Here is a 17302-nt window from a genome sequence, read left to right on the forward strand (position 1 = left end):
CTCACCGGCCCCGGCCGCGGGCCGCCCGCTCCAGCTCGGCGGTGAGCCGGTCCAGGAACTCGCCGTCGGCCGGCTGCGGCGGGCACTCCGCCGGATGCACCAGGCAGCGCAGGCGCTCCCGCAGGCGCTGCTGCAGCACCCCGCTGAACTCGGGGTAGAAGACCGACGACGGGCGAGGGTGGGCGCCCTTGACCGCCTCAAGGATCACCGCGGCGTCGGCGTGCAGGACCAGCCGCTTGTTCCGGACCTGGCAGCCCCCGGCGTCCGCGTCGTACGCGTCCGCGCGCACCGGTGCCCAGCCGCCGCAGGCGAACAGCCGCTGCTGCTGCGCCCGCCCGGTCAGGTGCCTGATCAGCGCGCGCGCCGCGCGGGCGCGGCCGGCGGGCAGGCCCGCCGCGATCGCGAGGCTCTGCCCGCCGAGGACCCGCGCCCCCGGGTACGCGACGGCGCCGACCTGGTCCGGCCGCAGCTTCTCGCGGTTGGTGAGCAGCGTGTAGAACGCCGGCCAGTTGCGCATGAAGGCCGTCTCGCCCCGCTCGAAGGCGTCGACGCCGTCGTTCTCGTCGGCGTCCAGGGACGCGGGGGAGACCGGCGGGCGCTCGCGCCGCATGCCGGCGGCGAGGTCGTTCAGGGCGGCGAGCACCGCCCCGCGGTCCAGCGCCACCGAGCCGTCCTCGCCGACCTCGACGTCCCCGCCGTGGTCGCGGATCGATTCGAGGATGTTGACGGTGAAGCCCTCGTAGCGTTCGAGCTGGAGCATGAGGCCGGCGCGCCGCCCGCTCGCCGCCTTCCCCGCCGCGGCCATGAGGTCCGCCCGGGTGCGGGGAACGTCCTTCACCAGGTCCTTCCGGTAGATGAGCAGCGGCGCGTCGGTGTTCAGCGGGACGGCCCAGAGCTTGCCCCGGTACTGCCCGGTGCGCCGGAGCTCCGGCATGATCGCCGCGAGGTCGCCGCCGGGGATGCCGACGGGGGCGATGTACCCGGCCTGCGCGAACTCCGGGATCCACGGCCCGTCTACGAGGTACACGTCGGCCGCGCAGGTCTCGGACCGCGCGGTCGCGACCAGCTCGCTGTGCTCCAGGTCGATGTTCGCCGGCAGCTCGCGGAACACGGCTTTCGTCCCGTCCGGGGCCCGCCATCCGGTGATGAGCGCGCGGCGCATGCCCGAGTCGTCCCTGCCGCCGATGACGGTCAGCGGCCGGTCCCCGGCGCAGCGCGGCTCCGGCGACGTCGCCACGCCGTGGCCGACCAGCGCCAGCAGGGTGATCATGGCGCCGAGCAGCGCGGCGATGAGATGGGTCTTCGGCACTCCGGCTCCTTCCTAGGGCGCGGAGAAGAGCGCGTTGAGGATCGCGTCGGCGTTCCGGTCTCCCTTCAGGCAGTGGAACCTGGAATGGGCTTGCTCCAAGCTGGTCAGGTCCCTGCCGCAGCCCGCGCCCGTGAGCGCGACCACGTAGACCTGCGGGCCGCCGGGGTCGTCCAGGGCGTCCTCGAGCTCCTGCCGGGCGGACGTGCCGCCGCGCCGCCCCGGGTCGTCGTCCTTCCCGTCGGTGAGCACCACCAGCGTGCGGCGGCCGGTTCCCTGCCCGGCGGCGACGGCGATCGCGTGGAACAGGGGCGTGGTGTCGGCGTCGGCGCGGCGCAGCCCGTCCAGGCTCGCCTTGATCCGCTCCGCCTGGGCCGGGTCGGCGGGTGCCCGGGGGACGAGCGCGGCGGGCGCGCGTCCCCCGGCACCGCCGGGGAACCGCCACAGGCCCACCTGGTTGCCGGGGTTGAGGCTGAGCCGGTCCAGCGCGTTCTCGATGAGGGTGACCGCGTCGGTGAGGCGGGTCCCGGTGCCGGTCCGCCCGTTCATCGTCTCCGAGTAGTCGAGCATGAACTCGATGGACAGCTCTCGCTGCGCGTTCGCCATGAGCGCTCGGCTCTGCGCGAGGTGGTCGCGGGTGAGGGTGGGGCCGGACGGGCCCTTGACCGGGGGCGGCCCGTGCCGGGCGAGCCAGCCGGCGAACCTGTCCGCGAGCCGGTGGCCCTCCGGGTCGGCGCCGTCCCAGCGGACCCGCACGATGGGCCGGTCGATCGCGGGCGCCCACCCGGGCCGCATCGGGACCAGCTGCTCCTGCTGGGGGAGGACGGACGCCCCGCACGGCGCTCCGGAGTTGAACACCTCGACCGACGACAGCGGCACGATCGCCGCGGTCGTCGTGCCGTGGTCCTTGTCGAGCGCGCGGAGCCTGCACAGCAGGGCGCCGGGATCGGACGGCACGGTGATGTCCCGGTCGACCAGGTTGACGATTTCCCGGCGCCGGCTGCGCGATTTCCCGTCGTCGCCGGTGCTGCCGCCGAAGAGCATGAGCATCCCCGCCAGTTCGGACTCGGTCTCCGCCGGGCGGGGGACGCGCCGCGGCGGGCGCGGGACGAGCAGCCGGTCGATGTCGGCGGTCACCCCGTCCAGCGAGATGGGGTGGGTCTCGCTGAGGCCGAGGTCCTCGGCGACCCGCCGCGAGACGGCGAGGACGAGCGGCGAGGGCGCCCCGAAGTTCCCGCCGGCCCAGAGGCGCACCTTGGTGTCGCCCGCCCGCATCCCCTTCTCGGGACGGGGTTCGCCGCCGGTCGCGGCGGCCACCGCCGCGCTGGTCGCGGGCACCCACAGGTCCGGGCGCGGCTGCTCGGAGAACTCCCACGTTCCTTTGAACACCGCGTCCATGCGGGCCGCGGGCGGCGCCTCGAAGACGGTCACCCGGCCCGGTGCGCAGCCGTCGCGGCCGTCGTCGGGGGCGCGCTCGGCGAACTCGTCGGCCGCGGACCGGACGGCGGCGTAGAGCTCGGGCGCGGCCATGACGCGCGCCTCGGGCAGCGACTCGCATCCCTCCGGCGGCGGGGACACGAGCCGCGCCACCTGCGGCACGGCCACCCACAGGGCCAGCGCGACGGCCGCTCCGGCCAGCAGCGCGAGGACCGGACGGACCACCCGCCCCGCCTTCGCCAGGCCGTGCCTGCGGCGGAACGGGGCGCGGTCCCTGCTGCTGTACACGATGCGGTCGATCAGGAGCAGGACGGCGAGGGACCCCACGAGGAAGAGGGGCAGCCGGTGGAGCCCGTACGCGCTCGACAGGCCGCCCGCGATGGGCGCGGCGCCGCCGACGAGCTGGATCCAACTCTCGCGCAGGTGCTGGGGCCACGGCGGTCGTGAAGGCTTGTCTGCCATCTGCGCCCTCTTGCCCTTCGTCGCGCCGGGATCGGCCGGATGGGGGTTCCATCGAGGATGGCGAAACCTTGACGCGATATTTACGTCCTATGCCACTTTTTTACTGAGACGGCTGCTATTTCGACAGGGTTCCGGCATGACGAAGGCGGGGCGGGCTCCCGGCCCGCCCCGCCTCCCGCGCGGCTGTCAGGTGAGCACGCGCTTGGTGAAGGTGCGCATCGACGCCCAGGTCAGCAGGATCGTCCCGCCGACGATGGCCAGGAGGAACGCCCACGCGGGCATGTGCGGGACGTCCGGCGTCAGCGCGCTGCGCAGGCCCTCGCTGACGTACACCAGCGGGTTGAACAGGCTGACGATCTGCAGCCAGCGGATGTCCTCCAGCGCCGACCACGGGTAGTACACGCAGCCGAGCATGGTCATCGGCAGCAGCACCATCGCGAACAGGACCTGGACCTTCTGCGGGTTCATCAGCGTGCCCAGCAGCAGGCCGCCCGCGGCCGACAGCAGCGACCCGGCGACCATCACCAGGATCAGGACGGGCCAGTTGTCCACGTGCACCTTGGGCGCCTGGCCCTCGGCGTGGATGAGCAGCACCGCCGGGAACACCAGCAGCCCGCCGAGCAGGCCCTGCGCCGCCGCGGCGATGATCTTCTGGGCGGCCAGCAGCGGGATCGGCACCGGGGCCAGCGCCCGGTCGGTGATCGACTTCTGCCAGTTCAGCTCCATCATCAGCGGGAAGATCACCGCCATCATCGCCTGCATGATGATGGACGAGCCGACCAGCCCGGGCACCAGGATCGTGGCGAACGTCGGCCCGCCGGGCCCGCCCGCCATCGCGCCGCCGCCGAGCTTCGGCAGGACGTAGGCGAACACGAACACGAACATCACCGGCTGCACCAGCACCCGCGTGAACGTGGACACGAAGTTCTTGCGCATGACGCGCCCTTCGCGCGCCATCATCGCGGCGAACGTGCGGGGCAGCGTCGCCCGCGCGGGCGGCGGCGGCGCGAGGACGGCGGGCGCGGCTGGTGCGGCGGGCGCCGGGGCGGCGGACGCGCTCATTCCCGGTACTCCCTTCCGGTGAGGGTGAGGAAGACGGTCTCCAGGCTGGGACGGAGCTGGGTGGCGTCGGTGACGCCGACACCGGCGCGGGAGCCGATCGTGACCAGCTCGCCGAGGAGGCCGTCGGGGTCGGCGGCGAACACGCGGACCTGGCCGTCGTTGACCTCGACCTTGCCGATGCCGTCCCGGCCGGCGAGGGCGTGGACGCCGTCGGGCGCGGCGGCGTCGTAGGTGACGGTGATGACCGTGTCGGCGCCCGCGCTGGACTTCAGCTCGTCCACCGTGCCGCTGGCGAGGATCCTGCCGTGGTCGACGACCGCGACCCGGTCGCAGAGCGCCTCCGCCTCCTCCATGTAGTGGGTGGTGAGCACGATGGTCTGCCCGGCCGCCTGGAGACCGCGCAGCACCTCCCACAGGTTGGTGCGGGTCTGCGGGTCGAGCCCGGCGGTCGGCTCGTCCAGGAACAGCACCTCGGGGCCGTGCATGAGGGCCCGGCAGATCATGACCCGCTTGGCCTGCCCGCCGGAGATCTCGAACGGGTTGCCGCCGCGCTGCTCGGTCAGCCCGAACAGCTCCAGCAGCTCGCCCGCGCGCCTGCGGGCGTCGCGGGCGCCGAGGCCGAAGTAGCGGCCGCGGAACTCCAGGTTCTCGGCGACGGTCAGGTCGCTGTCGAGGGTGTTGTTCTGCGACACCACGCCGATGCGGCGCTTGATCTCGACGGCGTCCTTCACCACGTCCAGGCCGCACACGCGGGCGCTGCCGCCGGTCGGCACGACGAGGGTGGTGAGCATCCCGATGGTGGTCGACTTTCCCGCGCCGTTCGGGCCGAGCAGCCCGAAGAACTCGCCGCGCGGGACGTCCAGGTCGATGCCCTGGACGGCGGGCACCGCGGGACGCGGCCCGGACGCCGGATAGGTCTTCCTGAGGTCGACCGTTCTGACGGCGGCTTCTGGGGGTTCGGTCACGCGCCGCCTCCCTTCGCTTCTTCGCTGTGCGAGCTGTGTGAGTCGTCGTCTTCGGCCGGAAAATCCTCGAACCGCCGGATGAGGCCGACCAGGAACCGCCGGACGGCGGCCTCGTCGGCCTCGCCGACGACGTCGTAGACGCGGCCGAGGTCGCGCCCGATGAGCTGTGACTTCTCCGCGACCAGCCGCCGGCCCGAGCCGGTGATGCGCAGCATCACGCCGCGCCGGTCGCGGTACGAGCGCTCGCGCCGGACGTGCCCGTTGCGCTCCAGCGTGTCGACCACGGAGGTGACGGTCGCCGGGGTGACGAGCAGCCGCTTGGCGACCTCGCCGGGGCGCAGCCCGTCCTCGACGACCAGCATGCGGAGCACGAAGAACCCGGCCGGGGTCATGCCGTGCTGCTCGATGATCCGCGAGACCACCGGTTGCGCCAGCCGTGACGCCAGGCCGAAGAGCCTGCCGATCGGCCATTCCTCCATGGGCCGGACCTGCAGATCGGCGAAGCCGAGGTTCTCCATGGCCGTGATGTTAGGGCCCTAATGGTTAGAGAGCAAATTTTTAGCCGTCTAAATACACGCTGTGGCGATCGTCTCAGTCGGCTGGAACGGGCCGCCCGGCTTTGAATAGACATCCAGTGTCATGCATACTCTTGCTCATGGGAATCCGGACGGCGGTCGCCGGCGCCAGCGGCTATGCGGGCGGCGAGCTGCTGCGCATCCTGGCGGGACATCCAGAGTTCGAGATCGGCGCGCTGACGGCGGGCGCCAACGCGGGCACCGAGCTGGGCGCGCACCAGCCCCACCTGCGATCCCTGGCCGGCCGCGTCCTCGCCGAGACGACCCCGGAGACGCTGTCCGGCCACGACGTCGTGTTCCTGGCGCTGCCGCACGGCCAGTCGGGCCCGCTCGCCGCGCAGCTCGGCGAGGACGTCCTGGTCATCGACTGCGGCGCCGACCACCGGCTCACCGATCCGGGTGACTGGGAGCGGTTCTATGGAACGTCCCACGCGGGCACCTGGCCCTATGGCCTGCCCGAACTGCCCGGCCGGCGGGACGCGCTGCGCGGCGCGAGGCGCATCGCCGTCCCCGGCTGCTACCCGACCGCCGTCACGCTCGCGCTGTTCCCGGCGTTCGCCGCCGGGCTCGCCGAACCCGACGTCGTCGTGGTCGCCGCGTCCGGCACCTCCGGCGCGGGACGGGCGCTCAAACCGCACCTGCTGGGCAGCGAGGTCATGGGCTCGGTGTCCGCCTACGCGGTCGGCGGCACGCATAGGCATACACCGGAGATGGTCCAGAACCTCAGCGCCGTCGCGGGCGAACCGGTCACGGTCTCCTTCACGCCGACGCTCGCGCCGATGAGCCGCGGCATCCTCGCCACCTGCACGGCCAAGGCCCGTCCCGGCGTTACCCCCGCCGCCCTGCGCGACGCCTACGAGAAGGCGTACGCCGACGAGCCCTTCCTCGGCCTGCTGCCGGACGGCCAGTGGCCCGCCACGTCCATGACGCTCGGCGCCAACACCGCGCTCGTCCAGATCGCGCTCGACGAGTCCGCCGGACGCGTCGTCGCCGTCGCCGCCGTCGACAACCTCGCCAAGGGCACCGCGGGCGGCGCGGTGCAGAGCGCCAACCTCGCCCTCGGGCTTCCCGAAGAACTCGGCCTGACCACGATCGGAGTGTCCCCTTGAGCGTCACCGCACCCCGGGGCTTCCGCGCCGCCGGCGTCGTCGCGGGGCTGAAGCCCAGCGGCAACCGCGACCTGGCCCTCGTCGTCAACGACGGGCCGTCCCGCGCGGCCGCCGGCGTCTTCACCCGCAACCGGGTGAAGGCGGCGCCCGTCCTGTGGTCGGAGCAGGTCCTCAAGGGCGGGCGCGTCCACGCCGTCGTGCTGAACGCGGGCGGCGCCAACGCCTGCACCGGCGCGCCCGGCTTCCAGGACACCCACGCCACCGCCGAGAAGGTCGCCGAGCTCCTGGACGACTCCGCGGGCGAGGTCGCGGTCTGCTCCACCGGCCTGATCGGCGAGCGGCTCCCGATGGACCTGCTGCTCCCCGGCGTCGGCAAGGCCGCCGCCGAGCTGTCGCGCGGCGACGGCGGGCTCGCCGCCGCCGACGCGATCCGCACCACCGACACCGTCGCGAAGATCTCCTTCCGGCCGGGCGCGGGCGGCTACATGATCGGCGCGATGGCGAAGGGCGCGGGCATGCTCGCCCCGTCCCTGGCGACCATGCTCAGCGTGATCACCACCGACGCCGACCTGCCCGCCGACGTGCTGGACCGGGCGCTGCGCGCGGCCACCGGCGTCACCCTCGACCGGCTCGACTCCGACGGCTGCATGTCCACCAACGACACCGTGCTGCTGCTGGCGTCCGGCGCGTCCGGCGTCGTCCCTTCCGAGGACGAGTTCACCGCCCTGCTCACCGACGTGTGCGCCGACCTGACCCGGCAGCTGCTCGTGGACGCCGAGGGCGCGTCCAAGGCCATCGCGATCGAGGTCGTCGGCGCCGCGTCCGACGATGACGCGGTCACCGTCGGACGCTCCATCGCCCGCAACAACCTCCTCAAGTGCGCCATCCACGGCGAGGACCCGAACTGGGGCCGGGTGCTCTCGGCGGTCGGCACCACCGACGCGGTGTTCGAGCCCGGCGAGCTCAACGTCGCGATCAACGGCGTGTGGGTGTGCCGGAACGGCTCGTTCGGCGACGACCGCGACAAGGTCGACCTGCGCCCCCGCGACGTGACGATCACCGTCGACCTGTCGGCGGGCCCGCACAGCGCCACCGTCTGGACCACCGACCTCACGGCCGACTACGTCCACGAGAACTCGGCGTACTCCACATGAGCGCGGTCACCTCGGGCGCGGAGCTGCGCCAGAACCGGGTCGGCGTCATGGCCAAGGCCGAGACGCTGATCAAGGCGCTGCCGTGGCTGGAGCGCTTCCACGGCACCACCGTCGTGATCAAGTACGGCGGGCACGCGATGACAGATCAAACACTGCGCTGTTCCTTCGCCGAGGACGTCGTGTTCCTCCGCTACGCCGGGCTGAAGCCGGTGATCGTGCACGGCGGCGGCCCGCAGATCAACGCGGCGCTCGCCCGCAACGGCATCGACTCCACCTTCACCGCCGGGCTGCGGGTCACCACGCCGGAGGCCATGGAGGTCGTCCGGATGGTGCTCACCGGGCAGGTCCAGCGCGACGTCGTCGGGCTGATCAACCGGCACGGCCCGTTCGCGCTCGGCATGTCCGGCGAGGACGCGCACCTGTTCACCGCCGAGCGCAAGCACGCGGTCGTGGACGGCGAGCCCGTCGACATCGGCCAGGTCGGCGAGATCGTCGAGGTGCAGGTCGGGGCCGTCCGGGCGCTGCTGGACGACGGCCGCATCCCGGTGATCTCCAGCATCGCGCGCGGCGACGACGGCGAGGTCTACAACGTCAACGCCGACACCGCCGCCGCCGCGCTCGCCGTCGCGCTGGACGCCGCGAAGCTCGTCGTCCTCACCGACGTCGACGGCCTGTACGCCGACTGGCCCGACAGCGACGACGTGATCGACAGCCTCACCACCGACGAGCTGGCCGTCCTGCTGCCGGACCTGTCCGCCGGGATGGTCCCGAAGATGGAGGCCTGCCTGACGGCCGTGCGCGGCGGCGTCCCGCAGGCCCACGTGCTCGACGGGCGCGTCCTGCACTCCCTCCTCCTGGAGATCTTCACCGACGAAGGGATCGGAACGATGGTGCTCCCCAGCCCCCCGGGTCCTGCGAAGGGTGCCAAGGCATGAGATATCTCAGGGAACGGTTCGAGGCCGCGTTCATGCCGAACTACGGCGTCCCGCCGCTGCCGCTCGCGCGTGGTGAGGGCTGCCGGGTGTGGGACGCCGACGGCCGCGAGTACCTCGACCTGATCGCCGGGATCGCGGTCACCTCCCTCGGCCACGGCCACCCGGCCCTCGTCGAGGCGGTGTCGTCGCAGGTCGCGACGCTGGCGCACACGTCCAACCTGTTCCTGCACGAGCCGGAGGTGCTGCTCGCCGAGCGGCTCCGCGAGCTGCTCGGCGGCGACGGCGACGGTGACGGTGACGGTGACGGGAAGGTGTTCCTCAGCAACAGCGGCACCGAGGCGAACGAGTGCGCGCTGAAACTCGCCATCAAATACGGCAAGGCCAACGGCCGGACGTATTTCGTCGCCGCCGAGAACGGCTTCCACGGCCGCAGCATGGGCGCGCTGTCGCTGACCGGGAAGGCCGCGATCCGGGAGCCGTTCGGGCCGTACGGCATCGACGTCCGGTTCGTCCCCTACGGCGACGCCGGCGCGCTCAAGGCCGCCGTGGACGAGAACTGCGCCGCCGTCTTCCTGGAGCCCACGCAGGGAGAGGCCGGAGTCGTCCCCCCGCCCGACGGGTACTTCGCGGCCGCCCGCGCCATCTGCGACGCGACGGGCGCGCTGTTCGTCGCCGACGAGATCCAGTCCGCGATCGGCCGGACGGGCACCTGGTTCGCGTTCCAGCACGAGAACGCCAGGCCGGACATCCTGACCCTGGCCAAGGGCCTCGGCGGCGGCCTGCCGATCGGCGCGTGCGTCGCGTTCGGCCCGCACGGCGGCCTGTTCGCGAAGGGCGACCACGGCAGCACCTTCGGCGGAAACCCCGTCAGCGCCGCCGCCGCGCTCGCCGTCCTGACCACGATCGAGAAGGACGCCCTGCTCGCCAACGCCGCCTCCGTCGGGGAGACCCTGGCCGGCGGCCTCCGCGCCATCGACCACCCGCTGCTCGGCGGCGTCCGGGGCCGCGGGCTGTGGCGCGCCGCCGTCCTCACCGGACCGCACGCCCCCGCCGTCGAGGCCGCCGCCCGCGACGCCGGATTCCTGATCAACGCGGTCGCGCCGGACGCCCTGCGCATCGCCCCGCCGCTCGTCCTCACCGCCGGGCAGGCGCGGTCGTTCACCGCCGCCTTCCCCTCGATCCTCGACGCCGCCGCCCCCGCCCCCACGACGGAGAACCGAGCATGACCAGGCACTTCCTCCGCGACGACGACCTCACCCCCGCCGAGCAGGCCGAGGTGCTCGACCTGGCCGCCGAGGTGAAGAAGGACCGGTTCCGGTTCCGGCCCCTCGACGGCCCGCAGTCGGTCGCCGTCCTGTTCGACAAGCCGTCCACCCGGACCCGGCTGTCGTTCACGGTCGGCATCGCCGAGCTCGGCGGCAACCCCATCGTCATGGACGCCGGCACCAGCCAGCTCGGCCGCGGCGAGACCATCGCCGACACCGCCCGCGTCCTGGAACGCCAGGTCGGCGCCATCGTGTGGCGGACGGCCGGGCAGGAGCGCATCGACGAGATGGCCGCCGGCACCACCGTCCCGGTCGTCAACGCCCTCACCGACGAGTTCCACCCCTGCCAGATCCTCGCCGACCTGCAGACCGTCCGGGAGGCGAAGGGCGACGACCTCGCCGGCGTCACCCTCGCCTACTTCGGCGACGGCGCCAACAACATGGCCCACTCCTACCTGCTCGGCTGCGCCACCGCCGGGATGCACGTCCGCGTCGGCGCCCCCGCGTCCCAGCCCCCGGACCCCGCGGTCGTCGCCCGCGCCACCGAGATCGCCGCCGCGACCGGCGGTTCCGTGACCGTCACCGACGACGCCGCGAAGGCCGCCGCCGGAGCCGACGTCCTCGCCACCGACACCTGGGTCTCCATGGGCCAGGACGGCAAGGACACCTCCCGCTACGAGCCGTACTCCGTCACCGAGGACCTGCTCACCCTCGCCGACCCCGGCGCGATCGTCCTGCACTGCCTGCCCGCCTACCGCGGCAAGGAGATCGCCGCGTCCGTCCTCGACGGCCCCCAGAGCCGCGTCTGGGACGAGGCCGAGAACCGCCTGCACGCCCAGAAGGCGCTGCTCATCTGGCTGCTGGAGCGCTCGCGGTGACCACCCCCATGACCAAGACCGCCCGGCACGCCCGGGTGATCGAGCTGCTGACCCGGCATCCCGTGCACTCGCAGGGCGAGCTCGCCAGGCTCCTCGGCGACGAGGGCGTCGAGGTCACCCAGGCCACGCTGTCGCGCGACCTGGTGGAGATCGGCGCGGTGCGGCTGCGCGCCGACGACGGCAGCCTGATCTACGCCGTCCCCGGGGAGGGCGGCGAGCGGATCCGGCGGGCCCGCACGGGCTCGGCCGAGACCTTCACCGGACGGCTCTCCCGGCTCGCCGCGGAGCTGCTCGTCTCCGCCGAGGCGTCGGCGAACCTGGTCATGGTGCGGACCCCGCCCGGGGCCGCGCAGTACCTGGCCTCGGCGATCGACCACGCCGAATGGCCGTCCATCCTCGGCACCGTCGCGGGCGACGACTCGATCCTCGTCATCGCCCGCGACCCGACCGGCGGGGACGACGTCGCGCAGGCGCTCCTGCGGCTGACCGACGGCCGCGAACGACGAAGCTAGGGCCGCCCGCGGCCCCCGTCCCAGCCCGCAAGACCCGAAACCTCACACTTCGCACAGGAGACAAAGATCATGAGCGAGCGCGTCGTACTCGCATACTCCGGAGGGTTGGACACCTCCGTCGCCATCCCGTACCTCGCCGAGCAGACCGGCGGCGACGTCATCGCCGTGGCCCTCGACGTCGGCCAGGACGGCGAGGACCTCGAGAGCATCCGCAAGCGGGCCCTCGCCTGCGGCGCGGCCGAGGCCGTCGTCGTGGACGCCAAGGAGGAGTTCGCCGCGGACTTCTGCGTCCCCGCCATGCAGGCCAACGCCCTCTACATGGACCGCTACCCGCTGGTGTCCGCGCTGTCCCGGCCGCTGATCGTCAAGCACCTCGTCGCGGCCGCGAAGGAGTTCGGCGGGACGACGGTGTCGCACGGCTGCACCGGCAAGGGCAACGACCAGGTCCGGTTCGAGGCGGGCCTGTCCGCGCTCAACCCCGACCTGAAGGTCATCGCGCCCGCCCGCGACTTCGCCTGGACGCGCGACAAGGCGATCGCGTTCGCCGAGGAGAAGGGCCTGCCGATCGACGTGTCGGCCAAGTCGCCGTACTCCATCGACCAGAACCTGTGGGGACGCGCCGTCGAAACCGGGTTCCTGGAGGACATCTGGAACGGCCCCATCGAGGACGTCTACGACTACACCGCCGACCCCGCCGAGCCGCGCGAGGCCGACGAGGTCGTCATCACCTTCGCCGCCGGCGTGCCCGTCGCGCTGGACGGCCGCCCGCTCACCCCGTACGAGATCATCGCCGAGCTGAACCGCCGCGCCGGAGCGCAGGGCGTCGGCCGGATCGACATGGTCGAGGACCGGCTCGTCGGCATCAAGAGCCGCGAGGTCTACGAGGCCCCCGCCGCGATCACGCTGATCGCCGCGCACATGGAGCTGGAGAACGTCACCGTCGAGCGCGACCTCGCCCGCTTCAAGCGGTCCGTCGACCAGCGGTGGGGCGAGCTCGTCTACGACGGCCTGTGGTTCTCGCCGCTGAAGGACTCCCTGGACGCGTTCATCGCCGACGCGCAGAAGCACGTGTCCGGCGACGTCCGGCTGACCCTGCACGGCGGCCGCGCCGTCGTCACCGGCCGGCGCAGCGGCGCGTCCCTCTACGACTACGACCTCGCCACCTACGACACCGGCGACGTCTTCGACCAGAGCCTCGCCAAGGGCTTCGTCGAGCTGTGGAGCCTGCCCAGCAAGATCGCCGCCAAGCGCGACCGGAACGCCTGAAGGGCGGCCCAACCGGGAACCCGGCCGGGGGGTCCGACCGGGGGAACCCGGACGCGCCCGCCTCCGGCACGGGTTTCCCCGTACCCTAAGGCGGACGCCGCGTCACCGTGCTGGGGGCGCCGTGACCACGGCGTCCCCCACGCCGTGCTGCCATGCCCGGACGTGGTGAGATTGACATGCAACGTTCGTTCAGCGGCGGGAAGAAGAGGATTTTCGTGACGAAGGCACCGACGCGCCTGTGGGGTGGCCGGTTCGAGGGCGGCCCGTCGGACGCGCTCGCGCGGCTCTCGGTGAGCGTCCAGTTCGACTGGCGGCTCGCCCCCTACGACCTGATGGGCTCGCGCGCGCACGCCCGCGTCCTCAACCGGGCGGGGCTGCTGACCGACGACGAGCTCGACCGCATGATCGGTGCCCTGGACGACCTCGAGGAGGCGTGCCGCACCGGCGAGTTCCGGCCCACGGTCGCCGACGAGGACGTCCACACCGCCCTTGAACGCGGCCTCCTCGAACGGCTCGGCGCGCTCGGCGGCAAGCTCCGCGCGGGCCGCAGCCGCAACGACCAGGTCGCCACCGACCTGCGCCTCTACCTGCGCGACCACGCCCGCCAGATCGTCTCCCGCCTCGTCGAGCTGGAGACCGCGCTGATCGCGCAGGCTGAGCACAACCTCGGTGTCGCCGCACCCGGCATGACCCACCTCCAGCACGCGCAGCCCGTGCTGTTCTCCCACCAGCTCCTCGCGCACGTCCAGCCGCTCACCCGCGACATCGCCCGGCTCCGCGACTGGGACAAGCGCGCCGCGATCTCCCCGCTCGGCTCCGGCGCGCTCGCCGGCTCGTCGCTGCCGCTCGACCCGCAGGCCACCGCCGCCGAGCTGGGCTTCGACGCCGCCGCGGCCAACTCCATGGACGCCGTCGCCGACCGCGACTTCGTCGCCGAGTTCCTCTTCGCCGCCGCGCTCATCGGCGTCCACCTGTCGCGCCTCGGCGAGGAGATCTGCCTCTGGGCGTCGCAGGAGTTCCGCTGGATCGAGATGGACGACACCTACGCCACCGGGTCGTCGATCATGCCGCAGAAGAAGAACCCCGACGTCGCCGAGCTCGCCCGCGGCAAGGCCGGCCGCCTCATCGGCCACCTCGTCGGCCTGCTCACCACCCTCAAGGGCCTCCCGCTCACCTACAACCGCGATCTCCAGGAGGACAAGGAGGGCGCGTTCGACGCCGTCGAGACGCTGCTGCTCGTCCTGCCCGCCATGTCCGGGCTGATCGCGACCATGCGGGTCAACACCGAACGCCTGGAGGCCCTCGCCCCCGATGGCTTCGCCCTCGCCACCGACCTCGCCGAACTCCTCGTCCGGCGCGGCACCGCGTTCCGCGACGCGCACGAGGTCGTCGGGCACCTCGTCGTCTGGTGCCAGGTCAACGACAAGGACTTCGACGACCTCACCGACGAAGAGCTCGCCAAGGTGTCGCCGCACCTGACGCCGGACGTCCGCGAGGTCCTGAACGTCCAGGGGGCCCTCGCCTCCAGGAAGGCGTACGGGGGGACGGCGCCCGACCGTGTCCGCGAGCAGCTCGCCGCGCTCCGCGGGCTCGTCAACGACCACGCCGCCTGGGCCGCCGACTCCGACGGGTGAGGCGATGAACGGAGCGTTGCTGCCCCGCGGCTTCTTCGACCGCCCCGTGGAGGAGGTCGCGCCCGCCCTGCTCGGGCACGTGCTCAGCCACCGCGCGCCCGGCGGCGGCGAGGTCGCGGTCAGGCTCACCGAGGTCGAGGCCTACGCGGGCCCCCTCGACCCGGCCTCCCACGCCTACCGAGGCCGGACGCCCCGCAACTCCGTCATGTTCGGGCCGCCCGGCCACGCCTACGTCTACTTCACCTACGGCATGCACTTCTGCATGAACCTCGTGTGCGGCCCGGACGGAACGTCCATGGCGGTGCTGCTTCGCGCCGGCGAGATCGTCGCGGGGGAGGACGTGGCGCGCGCCCGCCGCTCGCGCTCGTCCGTCCGCGACCTCGCCCGCGGCCCCGCACGGCTCTGCCAGGCGCTCGGCATCGCCCGCGAGCAGAACGGCCTGGACGTCTGCACGCCCGGCGGCCCGCTCACCGTCCACGCCGGCGACCCCGCCGACCCCGCGCTCGTCCGCAACGGCCCGCGCACCGGCGTGAACGGCGCCAAGGAGGTGCCGTGGCGCTTCTGGATCGACGGCGACCCGACCGTCTCGCCCTACCGCGCGCACGTCCCGCGACAACGCAAGAAGATCACCGCTGCCGACTGACCCGGTGATCGCGGCGGCCCCCTGAATATCGTTAGCGTGACACCCGCCCGCCCGGGCACCCTGGTGGGCACACGGAACGCAAGCCGGAACGAGGAGACCGTGACCGACATCCTGGACGATCTCGCGTGGCGCGACCTGATCGCGCAGTCCACCGACCTGGACGAACTGCGGGCCCTGCTCGCCGCGGGACCGGTCACGCTGTATTGCGGGTTCGACCCGACGGCCCCCTCGCTGCACCTCGGCAACCTGATCCAGATCCTCACGCTGCGCCGCTTCCAGCTGGCCGGGCACCGGCCCATCGGGCTCGTCGGCGGCGCCACCGGCCTGATCGGCGACCCGAGCGGCAAGAGCACCGAACGCGTCCTGAACTCCGAGGAGACCGTCGCGGGCTGGGTCGAGCGCATCCGCGGCCAGGTGTCGAAGTTCCTCGACTTCGGTGACGGCCCCACCGCGGCGACCATGGTCAGCAACCTCGACTGGACGGGCCCCATGTCCGCCATCGAGTTCCTCCGCGACATCGGCAAGCACTTCCCGGTCAACCGGATGCTGGCCCGCGAGACCGTCAAGGCCCGGCTCGACACCACCGGCATGAGCTACACCGAGTTCAGCTACGTCCTGCTCCAGTCGATGGACTTCCTGGAGCTGTATCGGCGGCACGGGTGCCGGCTCCAGACGGGCGGCAGCGACCAGTGGGGCAACCTCACCGCCGGCGTCGACCTGATCCGCCGCGTCGAGGGCGGCAGCGCCCACGCGCTGACCACACCGCTGCTCACCAAGGCGGACGGGTCCAAGTTCGGCAAGACGGCCGGCGGCGAGACCTACTGGCTCGACCCCGACCTGACCTCGCCGTACGCGTTCTACCAGTTCTGGTTCAACGCCGACGACCGCGACGTGGAGAACTTCCTGAAGGTCTTCAGCTTCCGCTCCCACGAGGAGATCGACGATCTCGTCAAGCAGGGGGCCGACCGTCCCGCCGCCAGGGCCCCGCAGCGGGCGCTCGCGGAGGAGATGACCACGCTCGTCCACGGCGCGGACGAGACCACCCGCGTCATGGCCGCCTCCCGCGCCCTGTTCGGCCAGGGCGCCCTGGAGGAGCTGGACGAACGCACGCTGAGAGCCGCGCTCGCCGAGGTGCCGCGCGCCGCGGTGCCCCCGGGCGAGCTGCCGTCCGTCGTCGACCTGCTGGCGGCCTCCGGGCTGTGCAAGAGCAAGTCCGAGGCACGCCGGGCGATCGCCCAGGGCGGCGCCTACCTCAACAACGCCAAGGTCGAGTCCGAGGACGCCGTGCCCGCCGCCGCGGACCTGCTCCACGGCCGCTTCCTCGTCCTGCGACGTGGAAAGCGCAACGTGGGCGGCGTCGAGGTGACCGCGTCCTGAACCCTGTTCGTGACTGCCCGTCCGGAGCCTCTCCGGGCGGGCGGTCGCCATGTTGAGGGCAACCTTCGGCAAATACACGTCACAGTGCGGTTACGAGGACCGTCACCGGGCATGATGGAGGTCTTGAAAACCGTACTTGAACTGGGGTTTCACGCCGCGCAAGCTCGATTTGACGGCCCTCGCGGCGGGACCTAATGTTCTACACGCCCCACGGGGGAGCGGGACGCGACAAGCGGCCCGGCCTCGCGGGGAAACCCTCAACGAACCGACCGGGTTGCGACGTGTCGTGCCCGGAAACGGACGTAGGGGTCTGAACCGCCCAGATTTTGACAAACAGGGCGGATCGGGTAGGCTAGAAGGGTTGCCCCGGAGCGGGAAATCGCGAAAGCGGATCCAGCGCGGTGGGTGTCCGTTTCTTGAGAACTCAACAGCGTGTTAAAAGCCAGTGCCTTTATACGGCCCGGTCCCCGTTTGTGGGGGTTGGGTCGTCCCCGTGGGCTGTCTTCGGATGGTTCAGGGATTTCTTTGAGGCAATGCAACCCTTTCAGGGTTGCGATGCTGGGATTGTTTCCGAGGTTTGGCCGCCGGGAGTTCGCCCTTTCGGTTGGTCGTTTGGCCTTAATGGAGAGTTTGATCCTGGCTCAGGACGAACGCTGGCGGCGTGCTTAACACATGCAAGTCGAGCGGAAAGGCCCCTTCGGGGGTACTCGAGCGGCGAACGG

General features: G+C 72.4%; 15 protein-coding genes and 1 rRNA gene. 11 read left to right on the plus strand and 5 right to left on the minus strand.

What is annotated here, in order from left to right; all coding sequences use genetic code 11:
• Nucleotide 1 precedes the first annotated feature (1 nt).
• The 5 genes from ACH34S_RS39990 to ACH34S_RS40010 all read right to left on the minus strand — a co-directional run bounded on the left by ACH34S_RS39990 (nucleotide 2) and on the right by ACH34S_RS40010 (nucleotide 5750).
• Nucleotides 2-1309: an extracellular solute-binding protein gene (locus tag ACH34S_RS39990; RefSeq protein WP_395958141.1), complete on the minus strand. Its 1308-nt coding sequence runs from the start codon at nucleotides 1307-1309 to the stop codon at nucleotides 2-4.
• A gap of 12 nt (nucleotides 1310-1321) precedes the next feature.
• Nucleotides 1322-3205, minus strand: coding sequence for a hypothetical protein (locus tag ACH34S_RS39995; protein WP_395958142.1), 1884 nt, complete (start codon nucleotides 3203-3205; stop codon nucleotides 1322-1324).
• A 186-nt stretch (nucleotides 3206-3391) separates the two neighbouring features.
• The gene (locus tag ACH34S_RS40000) at nucleotides 3392-4267 is read right to left on the minus strand and encodes an ABC transporter permease (protein WP_395958143.1); all 876 of its coding nucleotides are present in this window, start codon (nucleotides 4265-4267) and stop codon (nucleotides 3392-3394) included.
• Nucleotides 4264-5232: an ATP-binding cassette domain-containing protein gene (locus ACH34S_RS40005; RefSeq protein ID WP_395958144.1), complete on the minus strand. Its 969-nt coding sequence runs from the start codon at nucleotides 5230-5232 to the stop codon at nucleotides 4264-4266. Before ACH34S_RS40005 ends, ACH34S_RS40000 begins: the two co-directional genes overlap by 4 nt.
• Nucleotides 5229-5750, minus strand: coding sequence for a MarR family winged helix-turn-helix transcriptional regulator (locus tag ACH34S_RS40010; protein ID WP_395958145.1), 522 nt, complete (start codon nucleotides 5748-5750; stop codon nucleotides 5229-5231). Before ACH34S_RS40010 ends, ACH34S_RS40005 begins: the two co-directional genes overlap by 4 nt.
• A gap of 137 nt (nucleotides 5751-5887) precedes the next feature.
• Between ACH34S_RS40010 and argC the strand changes: the two genes are divergently transcribed.
• The 11 genes from argC to ACH34S_RS40065 all read left to right on the plus strand — a co-directional run.
• Nucleotides 5888-6916, plus strand: a complete 1029-nt coding sequence (argC, locus tag ACH34S_RS40015) for an N-acetyl-gamma-glutamyl-phosphate reductase (RefSeq protein WP_395958146.1) — start codon at nucleotides 5888-5890, stop codon at nucleotides 6914-6916.
• Nucleotides 6913-8070: a bifunctional glutamate N-acetyltransferase/amino-acid acetyltransferase ArgJ gene (argJ, locus tag ACH34S_RS40020; RefSeq protein WP_395958147.1), complete on the plus strand. Its 1158-nt coding sequence runs from the start codon at nucleotides 6913-6915 to the stop codon at nucleotides 8068-8070. Before argC ends, argJ begins: the two co-directional genes overlap by 4 nt.
• On the plus strand, nucleotides 8067-9005 hold the full coding sequence (gene argB, locus ACH34S_RS40025; RefSeq protein ID WP_395958148.1) for an acetylglutamate kinase: 939 nt from the start codon (nucleotides 8067-8069) through the stop codon (nucleotides 9003-9005). Before argJ ends, argB begins: the two co-directional genes overlap by 4 nt.
• Nucleotides 9002-10231, plus strand: a complete 1230-nt coding sequence (locus ACH34S_RS40030; RefSeq protein ID WP_395958149.1) for an acetylornithine transaminase — start codon at nucleotides 9002-9004, stop codon at nucleotides 10229-10231. The genes argB and ACH34S_RS40030 overlap by 4 nt, the downstream gene beginning before the upstream one ends.
• Nucleotides 10228-11148 carry an ornithine carbamoyltransferase gene (argF, locus tag ACH34S_RS40035; RefSeq protein ID WP_395958150.1) on the plus strand — a complete coding sequence of 307 codons (921 nt, stop codon included), beginning with the start codon at nucleotides 10228-10230 and terminating at the stop codon, nucleotides 11146-11148. Before ACH34S_RS40030 ends, argF begins: the two co-directional genes overlap by 4 nt.
• A gap of 8 nt (nucleotides 11149-11156) precedes the next feature.
• On the plus strand, nucleotides 11157-11660 hold the full coding sequence (locus tag ACH34S_RS40040) for an arginine repressor (protein WP_395958158.1): 504 nt from the start codon (nucleotides 11157-11159) through the stop codon (nucleotides 11658-11660).
• Nucleotides 11661-11729: 69 nt separating this feature from the next.
• Complete coding sequence (locus ACH34S_RS40045) at nucleotides 11730-12926, plus strand: argininosuccinate synthase (RefSeq protein ID WP_395958151.1); 1197 nt, start codon at nucleotides 11730-11732, stop codon at nucleotides 12924-12926.
• A gap of 215 nt (nucleotides 12927-13141) precedes the next feature.
• Entirely contained in the window at nucleotides 13142-14560 is a 1419-nt protein-coding gene (gene argH, locus ACH34S_RS40050) for an argininosuccinate lyase (protein WP_395958152.1), read from the plus strand.
• A 4-nt stretch (nucleotides 14561-14564) separates the two neighbouring features.
• On the plus strand, nucleotides 14565-15203 hold the full coding sequence (locus tag ACH34S_RS40055) for a DNA-3-methyladenine glycosylase (RefSeq protein ID WP_395958153.1): 639 nt from the start codon (nucleotides 14565-14567) through the stop codon (nucleotides 15201-15203).
• Between the two features lie 99 nt (nucleotides 15204-15302).
• The gene (tyrS, locus tag ACH34S_RS40060; protein ID WP_395958154.1) at nucleotides 15303-16580 is read left to right on the plus strand and encodes a tyrosine--tRNA ligase; all 1278 of its coding nucleotides are present in this window, start codon (nucleotides 15303-15305) and stop codon (nucleotides 16578-16580) included.
• 618 nt (nucleotides 16581-17198) lie between these two features.
• Nucleotides 17199-17302 (plus strand): 16S ribosomal RNA (locus ACH34S_RS40065); the annotation flags it as partial.

The organism is Actinomadura sp. 3N508, assembly GCF_044326375.1.
Taxonomy (GTDB): Bacteria; Actinomycetota; Actinomycetes; order Streptosporangiales; family Streptosporangiaceae; genus Spirillospora.